Below are 21,440 nucleotides of genomic sequence, written 5' to 3' on the forward strand. Positions count from 1 at the left end.
GTAATGAAAAAGATTGCCTTTTTATTAGCATTATCTCTTATTGCTTGTTGCTCTACTACAAAATATAATATAACTGAAAGTAAATATAATTTTGATGATATTAAAGCCGGAACCAAATACACCTTTTATGACAAAAACGACCGAAAATTTTTTGTGCAGGTGACCTCGGTTGAAAAGGACAGCATTAAAGGCTTAAAGAAAAAAGAGGAGTTTAAAATAGCGAAAAACGACATCAAAGAAATAAAGAAAAACAGGAACGGTGCAACAATCGCTCTTGTTGCAGGGGGCGTTGCAGTAATCGGTTTCACATGGATAATGGTAAATGTAATGAAAGATATTGGTAAAGTTACTGGTGCTGCTTTGGGAGGAAATCGTTAGTTAGAAACCATTTTCAACCCCACAACAGAAGAAATTAACGTTATCACAAAAAACATCTTCCAAAAAGTGGCCGGTTCGTTGAAAATAAAAATTCCCACCAAAACACCGCCAACTGCGCCAATTCCCGTCCAAACCGCGTAAGCGGTCCCAATCGGAATCGGATTGTTTCCCCAAGAAATCGATTTATACATCAAAAACATACTGATAAATAAGGCGACAACGAATCCTGCCCACCAAAACAGACTTTCTTTTCCCGAAGTTTCCTGCGCTTTTCCGAGGCAGGTTGCAAATCCGGTTTCAAACAATCCGGCGATGATTAAGATGATCCAATTCACGGCAAAATTTTTAAAGTTTAAAATTTGAGGTTTGAGGTTTCAAGTTCCAAGTTTAAAATTAATTATTCACTGACAAAGTCAAATTTCACAGCGCAGCGATTTCACCGACAAAGTGGAATTCACTTTTTAATAATTCATCCTTCTCAGTTTCGGTACGCTCGTTCCCACAATTAATGCAATCAAAACCGTCATTGTTCCACCGAAAACGACACTTCGAACAACGCCCAAAAGTTTTGCAGCGACACCGCTTTCAAACTGTCCCATTTCGTTACTCGACATGATGAAGATAGAATTTACGCTTAAAACTCGTCCACGAATATATTCCGGTGTTTTCAATTGTACGATTGTTCCACGGATTACGACAGAAATTCCATCCAACATTCCGCTCAACATCAAGAATCCGAACGAAAGCCAATACAATTTTGATAATCCGAAACCAATAATGCACAAACCAAATCCGGCAACTGCAACCAATAATATTTTTCCCTGATTTTTCTTTAACGGAACAAAAGCCAAAAAGGCAATAATACACATCGAACCAATATCTGAAGCGGCATTCAATAAACCGAAACCTTCAGAACCAACCTTCAAAATATCCGTCGCATAAACTGGAATCATCGCCACTGCACCACCAAAAAGCACCGCAAACATATCGAGACAAAGTGCGCCCAAAATTTCTTTGGTTTTGTAAATGTAGGCAATTCCTTCGCGCATACTTTCCATCACATTTACTTCTTTATTCGTGTTTTCAGAATGGTGTTTGTTGAGCATCCAGAAGAAAAAGGAAGAAAAAATCATCAAACCAACGACCACCAAAATCGTCCCCGAAATATCAATCCAATGAATCATAAATCCGCCTAAAGCGTGACCTGCAACCGAAGCGGTAAGAAAAGTTCCTTGATTTAGAGTTATCGCATTGGGAAGTGTTTCACGCGGAACAATTCTCGGAATCATGGAAGGAATAATCGGTCCTAAAAAAGCTCGACAAAATCCCGTGAAGAAAATAATGACATAAATAAAATACGAAATATGTTTGTTGTCCAAATGCAAAAATTGGTCTCCGAAAAAAGCAGGAACCGCCAAAAGTGCAATCAAAAAAACATAGGCGTAATTACAAATCAACAACAGTTTTTTCTTCTCGGAATTATCAATGACATGACCTGCGTAAAGTGCGGTTGAAACTGCAGGAATTACTTCCGACAAACCAATCAAACCGATTGCAAAAGGATCTTTCGTCAACTGATAAATCCACCATCCCATCAAAGTTGCCAACATTCGGAACGATAAAACGAGGAAGAATCTTCCCGTCATCAAGTTTCGAAATTCGGGGATTTTTAGGGTTTGAATCGGTTTTAATGAAAACATTTTGCAAAAATAGGGTAAATTTGAAAATGATTTAATCTGAGAATTTGAAAATAAAATTATTTGACCAAATAATCTTTTTTGTTAAAATGGATGACTTACCAACAATACCATAACTGACAATCAACAAATTAACAAGGATTCGTTCGTTTTGTTGATTACTCAAAATTTAAAAACTGATAAATTTTCTACCTTTGCGTTATGACTCAGAAGGAAACATTATCGTCGCTTATACACGGTAATTTTGCGAAGGAACTTTCAATTTCCGATGGTAAAATGCCGCCCAATGCAGTAGATTTCGAGAAACTGGTGATCGGAACTTTTTTGATTGACAAGAAAGGACTTGATTACTCTATCGATTTATTAACGCCCGAAGTTTTTTACGATCCTCGACATCAGGAGATTTTTCGTGCGATTTTAAAATTGTTTGAAGGAAATCATCCTGTGGATTTAATGACCGTGATTCAGGAATTGAAAAGAACGGAAAGACTTGGTTTTGCAGGTGGCGATCATTACATCATCGATTTGACCATGGGCGTTTCTTCGAGCGCGCACATTGAATATCACGTTCGTGTGATTTTGGAAAAATTTATTTTAAGAAGTTTGATTAATGTTTCCGCAAACGTCATCGACAGTTCCTACAAAGAATCCACGGACGTTTTCGAACTTCTCGACAAAGCCGAACAAAGCTTCTTCGAAATCACCAACGGAACCATCAAGAAAGGTTTCGACACTGCAAATACTTTGGTAAAACAGGCAATTGATACCATCAAATCTTTAAAAGACAAAGAAGGGCTTTCCGGAGTTCCGTCGGGTTTTAGAGATATTGACAAGGAAACCGGTGGTTGGCAAAATTCAGATTTAATTATTATTGCGGCGCGTCCTGCGATGGGAAAAACGGCGTTTCTACTTTCGATGGCGAGAAATATTGCCGTTCAACATAAAATTCCTTTGGCTTTATTTTCTTTGGAAATGGCTTCAGTTCAGTTGATTACGAGAATGATCGCTTCTGAAACCGGAATTTCATCCGAAAAATTAAGGAAGGGGCAAATGTCCGATGAAGAATGGCAAAGACTATTCTCCAACGTTTCTGAATTGGAAAACGCACCTTTATTCATTGATGAAACTCCGTCACTTTCTGTTTTTGATTTCCGTGCAAAATGTAGAAGATTAGTAATGCAGCACGGCGTGAAAATCATCATGGTCGATTATTTACAGTTGATGACGGCAAATTCCGGAAAAGGCGGCGCAGGAAACCGTGAGCAGGAAATTGCCATGATTTCCCGTTCGTTAAAAGCCATCGCAAAAGAACTGAATGTTCCTGTAATCGCACTTTCGCAGTTGTCGAGAAGTGTTGAAACGCGTCCCGGAAAAAGACCTCAACTTTCCGACCTTCGTGAATCCGGAGCTATTGAACAGGACGCAGATATTGTGTCATTTATTTTCCGCCCGGAATATTACAAGATTACAACTTGGGACAACGATGAAGACGGCGCAGAAACTTCCACCGAAAATCAGGCAGAACTCATCATCGCAAAACACAGAAATGGTGCAACTGCAGATGTGAGGATGTCTTTCTACAAAAATATTGCAAAATTTGCCGACCTCGATTTGTTTGGAAGCGGTTACGGTTATCAAGCTTCAAATTTCGGTCAACAGGAAGAACCAAGCGGTTTCGACCGTATTAAAACCACGATTGATCCGGGTGCAGCGTTCGATTTACCTTCCAACCAAAATCTTTCCGGCTCATCGATGAATGATTTGGATGATGATGACGATTTTTTATATTAAATCATGAGAAATGAGCAATTAGTAATGAGCAATAGTTTTGCTGAACGATGATTGCAGAATGCCGAAAGCAAAATGATGAGAATCGAAATCTTCACCGACGGAGCTTGCAGCGGAAACCCCGGAAAAGGCGGTTACGGAATCGTGATGAAAGTTCCCGAAAAAAATTACGAAAAACAATTTTCACAAGGTTATCGTTTGACGACCAATAATCGTATGGAACTTCTCGCCGTCATCGTGGCTTTGGAGAAATTGAAATCCACCGAAAACGACATCCATATTTTTACCGACAGCAAATATGTTTCCGATGCAATTAATCAAAATTGGATTTATGGTTGGATCCGCAAAGGTTTCAAAAATGTAAAAAACCCCGATTTGTGGCGACGTATCATTCCTCTACTGAAAACCCACAAAACCACTTTCCATTGGGTAAAAGGTCACGCCGGACATCCCGAAAACGAAATCTGCGACCAACTCGCCGTGAAAGCTTCACAGTCTGAAAATTTGTTGGTTGACGAGTTTTTTGAGCAGCAGAAAGATGCAGGGCTTTTTTAGTGAATTTCTTATAGTGAATTCGCTTCGCTGTCAATGGTGAATTTGCTTCGCAGTGAATAGTGAATTTTTAGTGGTTCAAAGACATTTAATGAATTTGAAATTCACTCCGAAGGAAATTCACTCCGAAGGAAATTCACTCCGAAGGAAATTCACTCCGAAGGAAATTCACTCCGAAGGAAATTCACTCCGAAGAAAATTCACTTTTTCATTATCTTTGTTCAATGAATTACCTGGAATCATTACAGCAAAGATATTCAGTGAAAAAATTTGATCCTGCAAAAAAACTTTCTCCTGAAATTTTACAGAATATTTTGGATGCCGGAAAACTTTCCGCGAGTTCGCTCGGACTTCAACCTTACCGAATTTTGGTGGTGGAAAGTGATGAGATGAAACAAAAACTCGTTCCCGCATTCTTTAACCCCTCGCAAATTTCAACGTGTTCGCATTTGATTGTGATTGTCACGAGAAAGAAAATTGATGAAAATTACATCGGTAATTATTTCAACCACATTTCACAAACACGGGAGATCCCGGTTGAAAATCTGCAGCCATTCAAGAAAAGTATCGATTCTTTCATGAATCTCAACTCCAACGAGGAAATGCTGCATTGGAATGAAAAGCAAGGCTATCTTCTACTTGGAAACTTGATGTTTGCCGCCGCTTTGGAAAAAGTGGATACGTGTCCTATGGAAGGTTTTAAAATGGATGAAATTTCAAAGATTCTTGAAATAGATTCAGAAATTGAAAAGGTGACGGTGACTTTAGCACTTGGTTATCGGGCGGAAGACGATGCTTTTCAGAAAATGAAAAAAGTGAGGAAGCCGAATGAAAAACTATTTAAATTTCTGTAAATTTGAATCAATAAAATTCTAAAAATGAATGCGATAAGACAAATTGTGCAGGTAAAAAACCGCAAATTAGATATTCAATTGCCTGCGCCCAAATTTTAAATTTACCGATGATAAAAGCGGACGTCCTTGTAATTGGTTCCGGAATTTCCGGACTTTCTTACGCCATAAAAATTTCTGAAAAAATGCCCGATGCCAAAATCATCATCGTCACCAAAGCCGATGAAGATGAAAGCAACACCAAATATGCACAAGGTGGACTCGCTGTAGTGACCGATTTCGATAAGGATAATTTCCAAAAACACATCGACGACACGATGAGAGCCGGCGATGGCGAAAATAATTTGGAAGTCGTGAAAATGGTCATCGAGGAAGGTCCTGCAAGATTTCGCGAATTGGTGGAATGGGGAACTCGGTTTGATCTTGAAAAAGACGGCGATTTCAAATTGGGAAGAGAAGGCGGTCACACCGAAAACAGAATCGTTCACCATAAAGATATTACAGGAGCCGAAATTGAAAGAGCGCTTTTGGAAACCGTCAAAAAATCCCCGAATATTGAAATGTTGGATCATCATTACGTCATCGATTTAATTACACAGCACCACGTTCCGGGAAAGATTTTCGACAAAGAAAAAATCGACTGTTACGGAGCGTATATTCTTGACGAAAAGAATAAGAAAATCAAGAAAATCACCGCCAAAATTACTTTGGTTGCCACAGGAGGAGCCGGTCACGTTTACAAAAACACGACCAATCCAATCATCGCAACAGGAGACGGAATTGCTTTCGTTCACAGAGCACGCGGAAAAGTTTCCAACATGCAGTATTATCAATTTCACCCGACTGCACTTTATTCTAAAAGAGATGGAATGTTGTTTTTGATTTCCGAAGCGGTTCGTGGAGATGGAGCAAAACTTCGTTTGAAAAATGGTGAAAAATTCATGCAGAAATACGATGAACGGGAAGAATTGGCTTCAAGAGACATCGTAGCAAGAGCGATTGACAACGAACTGAAAATTTCCGGCGACGAATATGTCGGTTTGGATTGCCGTGAAATGGACCACGAAAAATTCAAGGAACACTTTCCTAATATTTACCAAAAATGTATGGATGAAGGAATTGATCCTTTCAAGCAGATGATTCCGGTTGTTCCGGCGTGTCATTATTTAATGGGCGGAATTGAAACCGATATGAACGGACAAAGTTCCATTAAAAATCTTTTCGCAGTGGGTGAATGCACGAATTCAGGACTTCACGGCGCAAATCGATTGGCGTCAAATTCATTGTTGGAAGGTTTGGTTTTCGGACACAATGCGGCGATGAAAACAGTGGAATTACTGCGAATCAACGACTTTAATTTTGATGATTTAAAAGCCATTCCCGAATGGAATGAAGAAGGCATGAAAATGATGGATGAAATGGTGATGGTCTCTTATTTACGCCGTCAATTACAGGAAATGATGAGCGATTTGGTGGCGATTGTCCGAAGCAATGAACGTTTGGAACTCGCAAAGAAAAAACAGCGGGAGATTTTCGATGCGGTGACTGAATTGTACAACTACTCTATTCTTTCGCCACAACTTTCCGAATTGAGAAATTTGGTAAATGTTTCGTATCTGATTATTAAACAGTCGATTGCAATGAAGGAAAATAAAGGAAGTTTTTATAATAAGGATTTGGCGAAGAAACCTTTGACGATTTCTGAAAATTAAATTTAATGAAGATTTCACCCATCATACAAACTGAAGAATTACTTGATTTACCTAAAGGAAACTTGGTAATCGTAGATGCAGGAAGTGGAAAACCAGCTTACGAAAATTATCTCCAAAAACATTTGGAAGGTGCTCTTTACGTAGATTTAAACACAGATTTGGCCGAAATTCCAGTAAATGCCAAAAACGGAGGAAGACATCCTTTGCCAAGTTTAGAAAAATTTGCAGAGGTTTTGCAAAAGTTGGGGATTAATTATGATTCGCAAGTCGTGATTTACGATGATAAAAATGGTTCTAATGCAGCTGCAAGATTTTGGTGGATGCTGAAATCTGTGGGGATTAAAAAAGTGCAAGTTTTAGATGGTGGACTACAAACAGCGGAAAGGATTGGATTTCCCACTCAAACCAAAATTCCCAAAACAAGACCAGTAGAAAAACTCAGTTTAAATGAATGGAAACTTCCTTTGGTTGATATTAATTTCATTGAAAAAAAATCTGAAAAACCTGGTTTTTTGGTGATTGATGTCCGTGAAAAAGACCGCTACGACGGCAAAATAGAACCAATTGACGAAATTGCGGGACACATTCCCGGAGCAAAAAATTTTCCCTTTAAAGAAAACCTCAACGAAGATGGAACTTTCAAATCTCCCGAAGATTTAAAGAAAATGTATAAAGAATTTTTTGAAAATTTCTCCAGTGAAAACATTGCGATTCATTGCGGTTCTGGTGTTACAGCTTGCCACACCTTGTTAGCTTTGGATTATGCAGGCTTTGAAATTCCGAACCTCTATATAGGTTCCTGGAGTGAATGGTCAAGAAATAATAAATTTATTGCAAAGAATACTTAAATTTTAAAACATGAAAAAACCACCATACGTTACCAAAGAGGCTTTAAAAACTTTTATTAAAAACGCCCTTGAAGAAGACATTCAGGACGGGGACCATTCTACACTTTCCACGATTCCGAAAGATTTGCAGCAGAAAGCCAAACTTTTAGTAAAAGAAGACTGCATTTTAGCGGGAGTTGAATTGGCAGAAATTATCTTCAAGCAGTTCGATAAAAATTTAAAAATTGAAGTCCTTATTAAAGACGGAGAATCTGCAAAAGTCGGCGACATTGCTTTCTATGTAGAAGGAAGCGCTCGCTCTATACTTTCAACGGAAAGATTGGTTTTAAACTGCATGCAAAGAATGAGCGGAATTGCCACATTAACCCACGATTGGGATTCGCGACTTTTAGGAACCAAAACCAAACTTTTAGATACGAGAAAAACCACTCCAAATTTTAGAATTTGCGAAAAATGGGCGGTTGCAATTGGAGGCGGAACCAACCATCGTTACGGACTGTACGACATGATCATGTTGAAAGACAACCACATCGATTACAACGGAAGCATCACTAATGCGGTGAAAATGGCGAAAGATTATGTGAAAAAGCTGAAGAAACCTTTAAAAATTGAAGTTGAAACCCGAAATTTAGAAGAAGTTGAAGAAGCCATCAAATCAGGTGCAGACCGAATTATGCTCGACAATATGGATATTCCGACCATGAAAAAGGCAGTACAACTCATTAAAGGAAAAGCAGAAAGCGAAGCTTCCGGTGGAATAACGAGAGAAATGCTGAAAGATGTGGCTTCGACTGGAGTAGATTTTATTTCTGCAGGTGCACTTACTCATTCGGCGGATAATATTGATTTGAGCCTAAAAGCAGTGAAATAAAAATTGCAGATGCAACAATTATTATAATTAGTTTTTAATTATTATGTAAAGAACAAAACTTTTTATCAGGAATCAAATAAATTATAACGCAATGTAAATCAGTTTTTTAACGATAAAATTAACATTTTTTTTAAATTTAACAATTTCTTAATGAATTCTTTGTTTTTTAATATTAAATTTGTCGCTTGGAATTTATATTAATTTAAGCTATAATAAAATGAATCTAAGAAAAACCATTCTCATTGGTGCTTTGTTCTTTGCAGGTTATGGAACTGTTTATGCTCAGGTAACGACCAGTAACATGACCGGTATTGTGACAAAAGCTGACGGAAAAGCAACTTCCGGAGCAACCGTAACTGCCACTCACATTCCATCGGGAACTGTTTACACGGCGAAAGCTAATGCTTCTGGAAACTTCAACTTAGCGAACATGCGTGTTGGAGGACCTTACCGTGTGGAAATTGCACAAACAGGTGAAAAACCAGTAGTGTATGAGGACATTTATTTAGAACTTGGTCAACCATTTGTTTTGAATCCTGTTCTTCAAGAAAAAACAACTGATATTCAGGAGGTTGTAATTACCGGAGCTACAGGAAGAAATGTTAATAAAACCGGAGCTGCAACCAACGTTGGCTTGAAGCAGATTCAGGATTTACCACAAACTAACCGAAGTATCACAGAATTTACAAGACTTACTCCGCAATCAAATGGTAACTCATTCGCAGGTAGAGATGCACGTTATAACAATTTGCAGATTGACGGAGCTAACTTTAATAATGGTTTCGGTTTAAGCAGCAACCCTCTTCCGGGAGGAACTGCGCAACCTATTTCATTGGATGCGATTCAGGAGATTTCTGTAAACATTGCGCCATTTGACGTAACCCAGTCTGGATTCACAGGTGCAGGGATTAATGCAGTTACTAAATCAGGGACCAACAGTTTCCACGGTTCACTTTATGGTTACTACAACGGAAAAGATTTGAATGGTTGGAAAATCAACGGAAATGATCTGGAAAGAGTTTCGGGGGCTAAAATAACCAATGGTTTAACCGTAGGTGGCCCAATCATTAAAAATAAATTATTCTTCTTTGTAAGTGGCGAACGTGAGATTTCCACCGGGGCAAATGCTTCCGGAGCAAATCTTTGGAAAGCGTCACAAAATGGAGTTTCAGACGCTGCAAATAACATTTCGAGAGTAAAGGAATCCGATTTGATCGCCGTTCAAAATCACCTCAGAAATGTTTGGGGTTACGATCCGGGAAGATACCAAGGTTACGCAAATGAAGCATTGCAAACCGGTGACAAAATTTTGGCAAGAATCGACTGGAACATTAGTGATAAACATAAATTTGCATTAAGATATAATATGTTGAATGCAAATTCTGATGCAGTAGCTAACGGAAACTCAGGTCCTTCTCCACGATCATCATGGAACCGAGTAAGTGATAGAGCAATGACTTTTGAAAACGGAAACTACGGATTCAACAATAAAGTTCAGTCGATTACTGCGGAATTAAACTCATCGTTTACTTCTAATCTTTCAAACAAATTCTTATTCACTTATTCAAAAATTCAGGATACCAGAACAACTCCATCAGACAAATTATTCCCATTTGTGGATATTTGGGATGGTTCTGCTAATGGTGGTAATTATATCAGTTTTGGTACAGAATTATTCTCTTATTTAAATGATGTAATCAACGATAATTTCTCCTTCATCAACAACCTTACCTATAATGCGGGGAGACACACCATCACAGGTGGTGCAGCATTTGAGGTTCAGAAGTTTGGGAACTCTTATACGAGAATGGGAACTGGCTATTACAGATATGCTTCTGTTGCAGATTTCCTTAAAACAGGAACCGCAGCCGAAGTTGCCCCAATCATGTTTGGTTTAACTTACCCGTACGCAGGTCAAGATACTTACTCTAGAATTAAGTTTGGCTTAGGTTCAGCTTATTTACAAGACCGATTTGCAGTAACCGACAGATTGAATTTCACTTTGGGACTTCGCGCAGAACTTCCAATTTATATGAATGATCTAACTCCGAACCCATCTATCGATAATTTGACATTATTGGATGTAAACGGAAATCCAAAAAATTACAAATCTGGAGAATGGCCAAATTCAAAAGTGATGTTGTCACCAAGATTTGGATTTAACTATGACGTAATGGGCGACCGTTCATTAACTCTTAGAGGAGGAACAGGAATTTTTACAGGACGTGTACCGTTTGTTTGGTTAACGAATATGCCGACCAATTCAGGCGTACTTCAAAATACGATTGAACCAGGTAACTATGCAGCAGTTGCACCATGGATTGGGCAAATCAGATTCCATCCTGAAAATATTTATTATTACGTAGAAAACCCGGTGTATTATACCCAGAACGGTCAACAGGTAACTCCATTTATCAGTTCTCCTTCAGGAGGTGTACCGTCTTCATTTGCATTGGTTGATGACACTTTCAAAATGCCGTCAGTTTGGAGATCAAGCTTTGGGGTTGACTTCAGAATCCCACAAAGTCCAATTACTTTGACTACAGACATTTTATATACTAAAGATGTGAACGCTGTTTTCCAATACGGAGCAAACAGAAAGGAATCTACCCAGAAAATGACAGGTGTTGATAGAGTATATTATCCAAATGCTGCGTCTTACCAATACAACACTGCGATCGGAGCAAACAATGCAACAGTTCTTACCAACACCGATACGAAAGGACATGCATTTTCTGCAACTTTCGGAGCGTCTCTAAGACCTTGGAACGGACTTTCAGGATCAGTATTCTACACCTATTCGGATGCGAAAGAGGTTTCTGCAAATGCAGGATCTAGCGCAACTTCAGCATGGGGTGGTTCACCAACCGTTGATTCGCCAAACCAACAATTCTTAAGCATTTCTGATTATGCTATTCCACACAGAGTTGTGGCAAACTTGACCTATGAACTTAAAAAAACAGGAACTACTTTAGGTGTTTATTACAACGGTGCACATCAAGGAAGATATTCATATTACTATTCAAATGACGTGAATGGTGACGGAATTGCGAATGACTTGATGTACATTCCAAACGATGTAAACAACATGAAGTTTGTTGACATCACAACAGGAAGCGGAACAAATACTACTGTTGTTTTCACAGCTCAGCAGCAAAGAGATGCTTTCAATAAGTTTATTGCAGACAATGGTTTAGAAAAATACAGAGGACAAATTCTTCCACGTAATGAATTCTTGCTTCCTTGGTTGAACCGTTTCGATGTAAGATTAGCACAGAACTTATTCTCGGACATGGTTTCAAAAGGCGATAAAGTTCAAATTACACTTGATGTGGTAAACTTTGGTAACTTGCTCAATTCAAGTTGGGGAGTTCGTGACTATTCTGTAAGTTCTTACGGAGCTGCAATTCTTTCAAGAGCAGGAGCGCTTTCTCCAGATCCATCTTTCACGATGCTTCGTGATGGTGCAGAGTTAATTAAAGCACCTTACAGGCCAGGAAGTTCTACTGCTACAACCTGGAGCGCAATGCTTGGTTTCAAATACTCTTTCTAATAGAAGGAAATTTATAAACTCTCAAAATCCCGACCTTTCGTCGGGATTTTTTATCTTTGCAGTTAATCATAAAAAAAAATAAAAATGGATTTTAGTTTAATGCTCAATGCACACCGTGGTTTTGCTTATTTGATTTTGCTTTCTTCCGCAATATTTATTATTGCCTTACTCATGACGATGTTCGGATATTCAGGAAGAATTACCAAATTATTGAGAAAATCTACATTGTTCACGATGATATTTTTTCATACTCAGGCACTGATTGGTTTGATAATGTTGTTTTTCTTTTCTCCCGGATTTAAAGCGGCAAAAGAAGCAGGAACATTAATGAAAGATGCTGTTTCAAGAAATACTTACGTGGAACATCCAACCGCAATGGTTATCGCAGCAGTTTTGTTGACCATTTTAAATAAAAAATTCAAAACCAGTGACAAAATCCAAATGTCTTGGGTAATTCTGGCGGTAATCGCATTGGCTTTAATGTTGTGGGCGTTTCAGTGGCACAGGCTTTTTGGCGGTGCTGCATAATCAATTATCATTTATCAATCATCAATTATAATGAAAATCGCAGTTGTTGGCGCAACCGGAATGGTGGGCCAAATTATGTTGAAAGTTTTAGAGGAAAGAAACTTCCCCGTTTCAGAACTTATTCCTGTAGCCTCCGAAAAATCTGTCGGTAAAAAAGTAATATTTAAAGGAAATGAATTAGAAATTGTATCGATGCAAACCGCAATTGATATGAAACCTGAAATCGCACTTTTTTCAGCAGGTGGCGACACTTCAAAAGAATTTGCTCCAAAATTCGCAGACGCAGGTACAACAGTTATCGACAATTCGTCCGCATGGAGAATGGAACCCGACAAGAGATTGGTCGTTCCGGAAATCAACGCAAATATTTTAACAAGGGAAGATAAAATCATTGCCAACCCAAACTGTTCAACAATTCAGTTGGTGATGGTTCTTCATCCTTTAAATCAAAAATATGATTTGAAAAGAGTGATCGTTTCCACTTATCAATCGGTTACAGGAACGGGTAAAAATGCAGTGGATCAACTAAATGCCGAAATTATTGGTAATGATGAGGTTGCAAAAGTTTACCCCTACGAAATTTTCAAAAATGCACTTCCGCAATGTGATGTTTTTGCCGATGATGATTATACGAAAGAGGAAATCAAACTGATGAAAGAACCGAAGAAAATTTTAGGTGATGATACCTTTAATTTAACGGCAACTGCAGTTCGAGTTCCTGTTCAAGGCGGTCATTCAGAAAGTGTGAACATTGAATTTGAAAACGAATTCGATTTGGATGAAGTAAGAAAGATTCTGTCGCAAACTCCAGGAGTTGTGGTAATGGATGACGTGAAAAACAAAATCTATCCGATGCCGCTTTATTCCGAAGGAAAAGACGAAGTTTTCGTGGGAAGAATCCGAAGAGATTTATCACAGCCAAAAACTTTAAATATGTGGATTGTCGCAGATAATCTCCGAAAAGGTGCCGCGACAAATGCAGTACAAATTGCCGAATATCTCGTTACAAATAATCTAGTTTAAGATCATCCCGCAAATAGCGGGTTTTTTTATGATTAGATTCATCAAACATTTTTACTAAAAATACTGAAACTTCAATGTCCGAAACTCAAAATACCTCCAAAACCAATTTTGCCTTTCAAAGAAATGTGGCAATCGTGGGAATCCTACTTTTTGTCGGAAAATTAATTGCGTGGCATTTGACCAATTCCGATGCGGTTTTTTCCGATGCAATGGAAAGCATTGTGAACATTATCGCCGCTTTCATGGGACTGTATTCGCTTTATCTTGCCGCGAAACCAAAAGATCTGGATCATCCTTACGGACACGGAAAAGTAGAATTTGTGACTTCCGGAATTGAAGGTGCGCTGATTATTTTTGCCGGGGTCATCATCATTGTGCAATCCGTAGATTCTTTGCTTCACGGGAATGTTCCAAAAAAACTCGATTGGGGAATTTTGATTGTGGCTTTAACGGCGGCAATCAATTATCTGATGGGACACATTTCTGTTAAAAAAGGAATTAAGCAAAACTCGCTCGTTCTTCAAAGCTCAGGCAAACATCTTCAAAGCGACACGTTTACCACTTTGGGCGTTGTCATCAGTTTGGTTTTGATTTATTTCACTAAAATTTATTGGATTGACGCTGCTGTTGCTCTGATTTTTGGTGGTTACATCATGTTTGTCGGTTATAAAATCATCCGAAAAGCTTTAAGTGGAATTATGGATGAGGCAGATTTAGAGATGCTTTCACGCCTCGCAAAATTTCTAAACGAGAACAGAAAACCGGAGTGGATCGACATTCACAACATGCGCATTCAACAACATGGAAGCGGGCTTCACATTGACGCACACTTAACTTTACCATGGTATTTTGAGCTTCGAAAAGCGCACGAGGAAATGGAAAAAGCCTATAAGTTGATTGGCGAAAATACTGATCGAAGCGTAGAATTCAACTTCCATTTGGATGACTGCAAAACTTTTTCGTGCGAGATTTGCCAACTTTCAGAGTGTCCGGTTCGCCAAAAACCTTTCGTTAAAAAAATTGAATGGAACGAGAAGAATATTTCACAAGTGCAGAAACATTCTTTAGAAGCGACTTCTACAAAGAATTAATATGTTTTCGGTAATAAAACATCGGAATAATCAACAACAAAATCAGGGGCTGAATCACAAATCTTCTCATATAGAAAGAGAACAGGTAACCAATTTCAAATTTGGTGTGAATACAGTAAAGATAAATCGGGAAAGTAATCACAAAAACGATCACCATTAAAATCACCGCCTGAAAAGTCCACCGTTTGTTCTTAAAGATAAAATGCACGACTAAAGCTGAAAAAAACAAGTTCAATAGAAATCTGAAAAGATGATGGAGAATCAATTTACCCCATTCAAAATGCGGAAAATATGCATTTTTGTTGGCTTCATGAAAATAGTTGAGAAACGGATCGTAAAAAACTTTGTCTTCTATCATCCGGACTCCGATTAACCCTAAAATTCCTAGAATTACAAGTAACCAGTTAAGAATTTTCATGTTCCGGTGCTTTTAGTGCAAAATACTTAATCCAAACCAGCCACAGCAAAACGACGCTTCCATAGATGATTGCAGGAAAAAAATAGTCGTGAAATATTTTCCCGTATTCAGGATGTACTCTCAATATAATATTTAATCCCGCAATTCGCAGGACATTCATGATGTGAAGGAACAAAATTCCTGCTCCAGCAAAAAAAAAAGTCTGGAAACCTTTATAAAAGGCAAAAACGAACGCCAGAAATAAAATTATCACTGAAATAGCGTTGCAACCTTCAACCATCCGGGAAACATATTCTCCATTGACAAGGAAAAAGGTGGTTTCGTCTTGCGGTTTTCCTTCAACAAGTTTGGTAGCGAAGCCCAGATTTCTTTGGCAAAATGCGGTTTGTTCAGCAACCCATTCTGAAATCGGATCCAGACCTGCATTCTTGAATTTGTTCAGATAAAACTGATAACCTACTAGCAAAACCAAATAAATGATAATGAACCGCAATAAAATTTTCAGAACCGGCTTGAAATCGTTGAACATGCTGCAAATATAATGTTTTAAAAAATTCTATTTTCCCTATATTTGTAAAAGAATGACCATGGAAAAAGACCAACTTTTTTTTGAAGATTTTTTACATAAAACAGCCGATGAATTCTTTGCCTTACCACAAAGCGGTTCTTCAAGAAAGAATTATGTTGGTAGAAGTTCAGATAAAAAATACATCATTACTTTTAATGAAAATCTCGCCGAAAACGAAAGTTTCTTCTATTTTTCAAACATTTTTTCTGAGTTAAATTTAAATACGCCGCAGATTTTTAAGATTTCTGATGATCGAACATTGTATGTTCAGGAATATTTGGGTGGAAATACTTTATCGGAAATCATTGAAAATGAAGGACTTTACGATCGAACTGAACTTTTAGTGAAGCAGGTTTTGGAGAACCTTTACGAACTGCAAAACAAAACAGAAAATAAAATCGACTGGTCAAAATCTTTCGAATACGAAGCTTATGATGAATTCCCGATAACGAGCGACCTTTTTTATTTTAAAAGTTTTATGGTGGATGTTTTGGAAATCCCTTACCACAAAGGAAATTTGCTGAAAGAGTTCAAAACACTCACGCAAATATTAGAGCATCTTGAACCGAAGGGTTTGATGATTCGCGATTTTCAGGCGAGAAATATCATGGTGAATGAAAATGATGAGGTATTTTCTATCGATTATCAATCCGCGATGAACGGACCTTTGATGTATGATGTGGTTTCATTTCTGTTTCAGGCGAAAGCAAATTTCCCAAGCGGTTTTAAAGACGATATGTTGGAATACTATTACTCTTTGTGGAAAGATGAAGTGAAAATCTCTCAACTAAAGAGTTCGGTAAAGCCTATTCAGCTCATTCGTTTTATGCAGGTTTTGGGAGCTTACGGTTTTCGGGGACTAATTCAGAGAAAACCGCATTTCATTTCAAGTATTGATCAGGGAATTGAAAACCTCTATAATTTTTCAGAGTCTTGGGAAGAAATGAAACATTTCCCTGAACTCAAAAGAGTGATTAAAGAACTGAAATCGGATGTAATGAAAACTAAAATTAATTCTTTGATTATTAACCATTAAGGAAAATAACACATTTATTGAATGAAACCCTTAGTTCTCAACTTAAAAAATTCTGATTGATCAGAATAGCTTAATAATATGAAGGGGAAAATTCCTTAAAGTCTTAATTATCTTTATGGTTTAATGTATAGTTTTGAAAAAATGATATTATAGTATAAATATGAGTTTAACAGTAGAAATACACAGTTTTTCCTATAAAAAAGGAGGAATCCCAAAAGACGATTCCGGAAATGGCGGCGGATTTACTTTCGATTGCCGCGGAATTCTAAACCCAGGAAGAATCGATGAATACAAACAACAAACCGGTTGCGATATCGGTGTTCAAGAATATTTGGAAGAAAACACGGTAATGCCCAAATTTTTGGATCTGATAAAAAATCTTGTTTCCATCAACATTGATAATTACTTGGCGCGTGATTTCGAGCATCTGCAAATCAATTTCGGTTGTACGGGTGGTCAACACCGTTCTGTTTATTCAGCCGAAAAAATGGCGCAGTTTATCAGAGAAAAATATCCACAAGTTACCGTGAAATTAAATCACGACGAGCAACCACAACTTAATTATAAGTAATGAGTAATAAGCAATGAGTAATCAACTCAAAATATTGCTTATTACCCATTACTCATCACTTATATTTTATGAAGGCATTAATTTTTGCGGCAGGAAAAGGAACCCGGCTAAAACCATTTACCGATCATCATCCTAAAGCCCTGGCTTTGGTGAACGGAATTCCTTTATTGGAAAGAAACATCAAATATTTGCAGAGTTTCGGCATTAATGATTTCGTGATTAATGTGTTTCATTTTGGGGAACAGATTGTGGAGTTTTTGAAGAAGAACGACAATTTCGGGGCAAAGATTGACATTTCTGATGAGCATGATGAACTTCTGGAAACAGGAGGCGGCTTGATGTTTGCAAGAAGGTTTCTGGACTTCGGCGAGGATTTCCTGATTATGAATGCAGATATCTTGACCAATTTGGACCTCAATTATTTTGTAAAATTTCATCAGGAAAAGAAAGATTTTGCTACTTTAGCAGTATCCGACAGAAAAAGCTCGAGAAAATTGCTGTTCAATCCGGAAATGATTTTGAAAGGTTGGCTGAATGTACAAACTGGCGAACAGCGACTTGCAGAATTCAACAAAGGATTTAAACCATTGGCTTTCAGTGGAATTCATTGTGTGAATCCCGAAATCTTTAATAAGATTAAAAGAACCGGAAAATTCTCCATCATGGAAGAATACCTCGATTTGATGAGCTTGGAACGAATTCACGGATATGAACATTCTGCTGATTTGATTGATGTAGGCAAGCCCGATTCGATTGCAGAAGCCGAAAAAATTTTTAAGTAAATGGGAAAAATAAAACGCGGAAAAGGCACCACAAAAGCCGTCACCGGTGATTTACTAGAAATCGACCAAAAAGTTCAGAGTTCCTTTAAAGAAAAAACTTGGGACGAAACCATTACCAAAGACAGCTGGATGGTTTTCAAAATTATGGCGGAGTTTGTGGATGGGTATGAAAGATTGGCGAGAATTGGTCCATGTGTTTCTATTTTCGGTTCCGCAAGGTTGAAGGAGCAGGATAAATATTATCAAGTTGCTGTAGATATTGCGGAGAAAATTACTGAAATCGGTTTTGGCGTCATCACAGGAGGCGGTCCCGGAATTATGGAGGCAGGAAATAAAGGTGCCAGAAAAGGCGGTGGAAAATCCATCGGTTTGAATATAGAACTGCCTTTCGAGCAGCATTTTAATCCGTATATCGACAAAGGTTATTCCATGGATTTTGATTATTTTTTTGTGAGGAAAGTGATGTTCATCAAATATTCTCAGGGATTTATTGTAATGCCGGGAGGATTTGGGACTTTGGATGAACTTTCGGAAGCAATTACCTTAATTCAAACCAATAAAATCGGTAGATTTCCAATTGTTTTGGTAGGTTCAAAATTTTGGAGCGGACTTTTAGATTGGTTTAAAGATACTCTTCTAGAAAACGGAATGATTTCCGAGGAGGATTTGAATCTCTATCGAGTAGTTGATACCGCTGAAGACGCCGTTGCACACATTAAGGCATTTTACGATAAATACACCGTGAACGTAAACTTTTAATTGGCATTATATTTGAGTTTAACACAACACATAAAGAAAAGATGAAAAAGTTTTTACATATTTTAGGAGTTTTTGCGTTGATGGCGATAATGAGTTTCGGAGTTGCAGATTTTTATTCATCAATGACAAAAGTAGATTATGTGGAAGGGAGCAAAACGCTTAAGTTTACAACCAAAATGAACACGTCTCACATTTCTGACGCTATAAAAATTAACCCCAATACGGCAGGATTTGAAGCAGAAGTAAAGAAATACGTTAATAGTAATTTCGATTTATACGTAAACGGAAACGCCAAAGTACTCACTTTCACAGGAAGCCAGGTAAACGGTGAATCGGTTTGGGTTTATTTTGAAGCAGGTGGTGTCACCGACATCAGTACTTTAAAAATCAAGAACACGATTTTACTGGGAGCTTTTCCGAAGCAGTTTAATCTAGTAAACATCGCTTATAAAGGGAATCAAAAAACAATGAATTTCCAGCGAGGAAAAGAAGTTAATGAGGTAAGTTTTTAGAAATAAGTTAATAACAATACACTCCGTTTCACGAATGAAGCGGATTTTTTTTGTTTTAAGGTAAAGAATTAAAGCAAAATGGCCCGATGTATTGTTATTTTAATGAGTACCATTACAATTATTCTCCGCAGATAAATCAGACGGGGCGGAAAAAACATGGTGATGTTGAAAAACCGAAGCAGAACCGAGCCGATGTTTTAAGGATTAAAAAGATATGATTGAATAAGAAGAAAACCTATTCCCACCTTTAAACGAGCGAAAATTTTAGGGGACAAACAGAAAATGATTGGCTATCAACCCCAAATTAATACGTTCAACAACCTAAAAATAGACGTTCATTAAAGAAACGCAGGTCTAAAAGACCGAAACCACCTGGTTTTGATAAAAAATTCATAGAAAATTACATTTATCATAATGGTTCTTCGGTGAAACGCAAAAAAAAGCCGTCTTTCACGAGTTGTGAGACGGCTTTATCTTATTTACAGATGATATATATTACTGAACTGCAATATTATCCAACTGAATTGTTGTCGTAATTCCGGATCCATTTCCAACATATTTAAACATTACGAAACCGTCTCCTGAAAGATTTGCAGGGAACTGGTAAGTTCCAGCCGGCGCCAATGTACCATAACCGTTGGTCGGGGTTTTAGGAACGGTAAAGTTAGAGGTAATATCCGTTAATGTTGCAGAAGTTGCATCCCCAAGTGGAGTGTAGTTGGTGGAGGTATAAACTTTTAAAGCATCACCGTTGTAAAACCCAACATTTACGTTGAAGCTCAATTTTTTTCCTGGCACGAATTTCACCGGAACAATAAAGAATGTTTCAAAAGGACCTGTCCCAGCGTTTGCAGACAATTGAATATACTTATTTCCAGAGAACGTCTTCAACTGCCAATATCTGTTACCCAAAATAGGATCGTTAATATATTTAGGGAAATCTTCTTGGTTCGTCGTGGTATAACTTTCGAAATTTTCTGTGAAAGTATCTAAAAATGTTACTGCAGAACCTCCTTTTGGTGGAGTTGGATCAAATCTTGTTCCTGTTGGAGGTATTTTCACATCATCCAAACTTCTGATAATCATTTGGAAGTTCGTGTTGTATTTGCTTACTACAAAAGTTAAAGCGCCTGCTCCTTTAGGTAAAAGTGATGCACCGTAAGTCGAGAATCCAGAACTTCTAAGTACTGTTGCGCCACCAAAAGCATCTTCAATTTTGCGGTCTGTATCAACACCTGCTCCTGCAACATAATCGATGTACGATTTGTTCACCGGATAAATTTCTGAGATATTAAACTGAACATTTGGCACGGTAACCAACGTGTTGATGTATTTATCTTGAGCTGCGGTATTCAAATCAGCCAAAGCTGTTGGTTTAATCGTTACGACATCCATTTTACTACCGTTGCAAACCCCTGAAATATATCTTGGGAACAATGAGGCAGGAATTCTACCGATCGCGTAAGTTGGGTCTACAGAACCAATTTTTTTAACACCTCTGTCCAATCCTAAACGAAGACCGTTTGCACGGATTCTAATGTGGCTTCCTACAGGGAAATCAGCATAGTTACTTGCTCTGTCAACTTCCATTTGTAATCCAACCGTTGGATTTTCAGGTTTATCCTGGAAAGAAATTGTTTTGTAGAAATTACCATTTTCATCTGAAGAGACTACGTAAGCATCAAATATTACAACTGGATCATTTGCGCCGCTAGGAATTAAGATATATCCAGATGCAGGAGTTTTTGCCACGAAATCTGCCATTGAAATCGTAGGAGCATCAAATTTATTGGTGCAATTAATCGGCGGAGTTTCCCACTCGTCTTTATCAACACAAGAGCTTAAAGTAATTGCGGATAGCGCAATAACAAAAGCTGATTTTAAATATTTTCTGATATCCAT

The 21,440-nt window shown here is 37.9% G+C and carries 21 protein-coding genes; 16 read left to right on the forward strand and 5 right to left on the reverse strand.

Annotated features, from left to right (window positions below):
- Positions 1–3 precede the first annotated feature (3 nt).
- On the forward strand, positions 4–378 hold the full coding sequence (locus tag J4771_RS07940; RefSeq protein WP_224134434.1) for a hypothetical protein: 375 nt from the start codon (positions 4–6) through the stop codon (positions 376–378).
- On the opposite strand, the gene J4771_RS07945 is transcribed toward J4771_RS07940, so the two are convergent.
- Together J4771_RS07945 and J4771_RS07950 are read right to left on the reverse strand one after the other, a co-directional pair.
- Complete coding sequence (locus J4771_RS07945; RefSeq protein ID WP_224134435.1) at positions 375–713, reverse strand: DMT family transporter; 339 nt, start codon at positions 711–713, stop codon at positions 375–377. The two genes, J4771_RS07940 and J4771_RS07945, sit on opposite strands and share 4 nt — an antisense overlap.
- A 126-nt stretch (positions 714–839) precedes the next feature.
- A complete protein-coding gene (locus J4771_RS07950; RefSeq protein WP_224134436.1) occupies positions 840–2,078 on the reverse strand; it encodes an MFS transporter in 1,239 nt (412 codons plus the stop codon).
- Between the two features lie 198 nt (positions 2,079–2,276).
- Between J4771_RS07950 and dnaB the strand changes: the two genes are divergently transcribed.
- From dnaB to J4771_RS08000, 10 genes are all read left to right on the forward strand, one after another.
- The gene (gene dnaB / locus J4771_RS07955; RefSeq protein WP_224134437.1) at positions 2,277–3,866 is read left to right on the forward strand and encodes a replicative DNA helicase; all 1,590 of its coding nucleotides are present in this window, start codon (positions 2,277–2,279) and stop codon (positions 3,864–3,866) included.
- Positions 3,867–3,941: 75 nt separating this feature from the next.
- Positions 3,942–4,418, forward strand: coding sequence for a ribonuclease HI (gene rnhA / locus J4771_RS07960; protein WP_224137797.1), 477 nt, complete (start codon positions 3,942–3,944; stop codon positions 4,416–4,418).
- Between the two features lie 221 nt (positions 4,419–4,639).
- Positions 4,640–5,269, forward strand: a complete 630-nt coding sequence (locus J4771_RS07965) for an NAD(P)H-dependent oxidoreductase (RefSeq protein ID WP_224134438.1) — start codon at positions 4,640–4,642, stop codon at positions 5,267–5,269.
- A gap of 107 nt (positions 5,270–5,376) precedes the next feature.
- Positions 5,377–6,978 (forward strand): L-aspartate oxidase, encoded by a 1,602-nt coding sequence (gene nadB, locus J4771_RS07970; RefSeq protein ID WP_224134439.1) that lies wholly within the window; start codon positions 5,377–5,379, stop codon positions 6,976–6,978.
- Between the two features lie 5 nt (positions 6,979–6,983).
- The gene (locus J4771_RS07975) at positions 6,984–7,826 is read left to right on the forward strand and encodes a sulfurtransferase (protein ID WP_224134440.1); all 843 of its coding nucleotides are present in this window, start codon (positions 6,984–6,986) and stop codon (positions 7,824–7,826) included.
- 10 nt (positions 7,827–7,836) lie between these two features.
- Positions 7,837–8,697 (forward strand): carboxylating nicotinate-nucleotide diphosphorylase, encoded by an 861-nt coding sequence (nadC, locus tag J4771_RS07980; protein WP_224134441.1) that lies wholly within the window; start codon positions 7,837–7,839, stop codon positions 8,695–8,697.
- 217 nt (positions 8,698–8,914) lie between these two features.
- Positions 8,915–12,250 (forward strand): TonB-dependent receptor, encoded by a 3,336-nt coding sequence (locus J4771_RS07985; protein WP_224134442.1) that lies wholly within the window; start codon positions 8,915–8,917, stop codon positions 12,248–12,250.
- Between the two features lie 84 nt (positions 12,251–12,334).
- Positions 12,335–12,778 carry a hypothetical protein gene (locus J4771_RS07990; protein ID WP_224134443.1) on the forward strand — a complete coding sequence of 148 codons (444 nt, stop codon included), beginning with the start codon at positions 12,335–12,337 and terminating at the stop codon, positions 12,776–12,778.
- Positions 12,779–12,808: 30 nt separating this feature from the next.
- Entirely contained in the window at positions 12,809–13,801 is a 993-nt protein-coding gene (locus J4771_RS07995; RefSeq protein ID WP_224134444.1) for an aspartate-semialdehyde dehydrogenase, read from the forward strand.
- Between the two features lie 74 nt (positions 13,802–13,875).
- Positions 13,876–14,892, forward strand: coding sequence for a cation diffusion facilitator family transporter (locus J4771_RS08000; RefSeq protein WP_224134445.1), 1,017 nt, complete (start codon positions 13,876–13,878; stop codon positions 14,890–14,892).
- Here J4771_RS08000 and J4771_RS08005 read toward each other — a convergent pair.
- Both J4771_RS08005 and xrtF read right to left on the reverse strand, forming a co-directional pair.
- Positions 14,879–15,310, reverse strand: coding sequence for an exosortase F system-associated membrane protein (locus J4771_RS08005; protein WP_224134446.1), 432 nt, complete (start codon positions 15,308–15,310; stop codon positions 14,879–14,881). The genes J4771_RS08000 and J4771_RS08005 overlap by 14 nt on opposite strands.
- Positions 15,297–15,839 (reverse strand): exosortase family protein XrtF, encoded by a 543-nt coding sequence (gene xrtF / locus J4771_RS08010; protein WP_224134447.1) that lies wholly within the window; start codon positions 15,837–15,839, stop codon positions 15,297–15,299. Before xrtF ends, J4771_RS08005 begins: the two co-directional genes overlap by 14 nt.
- Before the next feature lie 52 nt (positions 15,840–15,891).
- Here xrtF and J4771_RS08015 point away from each other — a divergent pair, with 52 nt between their 5' ends.
- From J4771_RS08015 to J4771_RS08035, 5 genes are all read left to right on the forward strand, one after another.
- Complete coding sequence (locus J4771_RS08015; RefSeq protein WP_224134448.1) at positions 15,892–16,914, forward strand: aminoglycoside phosphotransferase family protein; 1,023 nt, start codon at positions 15,892–15,894, stop codon at positions 16,912–16,914.
- Positions 16,915–17,074: 160 nt separating this feature from the next.
- Entirely contained in the window at positions 17,075–17,485 is a 411-nt protein-coding gene (locus J4771_RS08020; RefSeq protein ID WP_224134449.1) for a RapZ C-terminal domain-containing protein, read from the forward strand.
- Between the two features lie 68 nt (positions 17,486–17,553).
- Positions 17,554–18,267 (forward strand): nucleotidyltransferase family protein, encoded by a 714-nt coding sequence (locus tag J4771_RS08025; protein WP_224134450.1) that lies wholly within the window; start codon positions 17,554–17,556, stop codon positions 18,265–18,267.
- The gene (locus J4771_RS08030; protein ID WP_224134451.1) at positions 18,268–19,026 is read left to right on the forward strand and encodes an LOG family protein; all 759 of its coding nucleotides are present in this window, start codon (positions 18,268–18,270) and stop codon (positions 19,024–19,026) included.
- A 41-nt stretch (positions 19,027–19,067) separates the two neighbouring features.
- Entirely contained in the window at positions 19,068–19,538 is a 471-nt protein-coding gene (locus tag J4771_RS08035; protein ID WP_224134452.1) for a DUF6702 family protein, read from the forward strand.
- Positions 19,539–20,033: 495 nt separating this feature from the next.
- On the opposite strand, the gene J4771_RS08040 is transcribed toward J4771_RS08035, so the two are convergent.
- Positions 20,034–21,440: a DUF5689 domain-containing protein gene (locus J4771_RS08040; RefSeq protein WP_224134453.1), complete on the reverse strand. Its 1,407-nt coding sequence runs from the start codon at positions 21,438–21,440 to the stop codon at positions 20,034–20,036.

It is taken from the genome of Candidatus Kaistella beijingensis (assembly GCF_020084865.1).
Taxonomy (GTDB): Bacteria; Bacteroidota; Bacteroidia; order Flavobacteriales; family Weeksellaceae; genus Kaistella; species Kaistella beijingensis.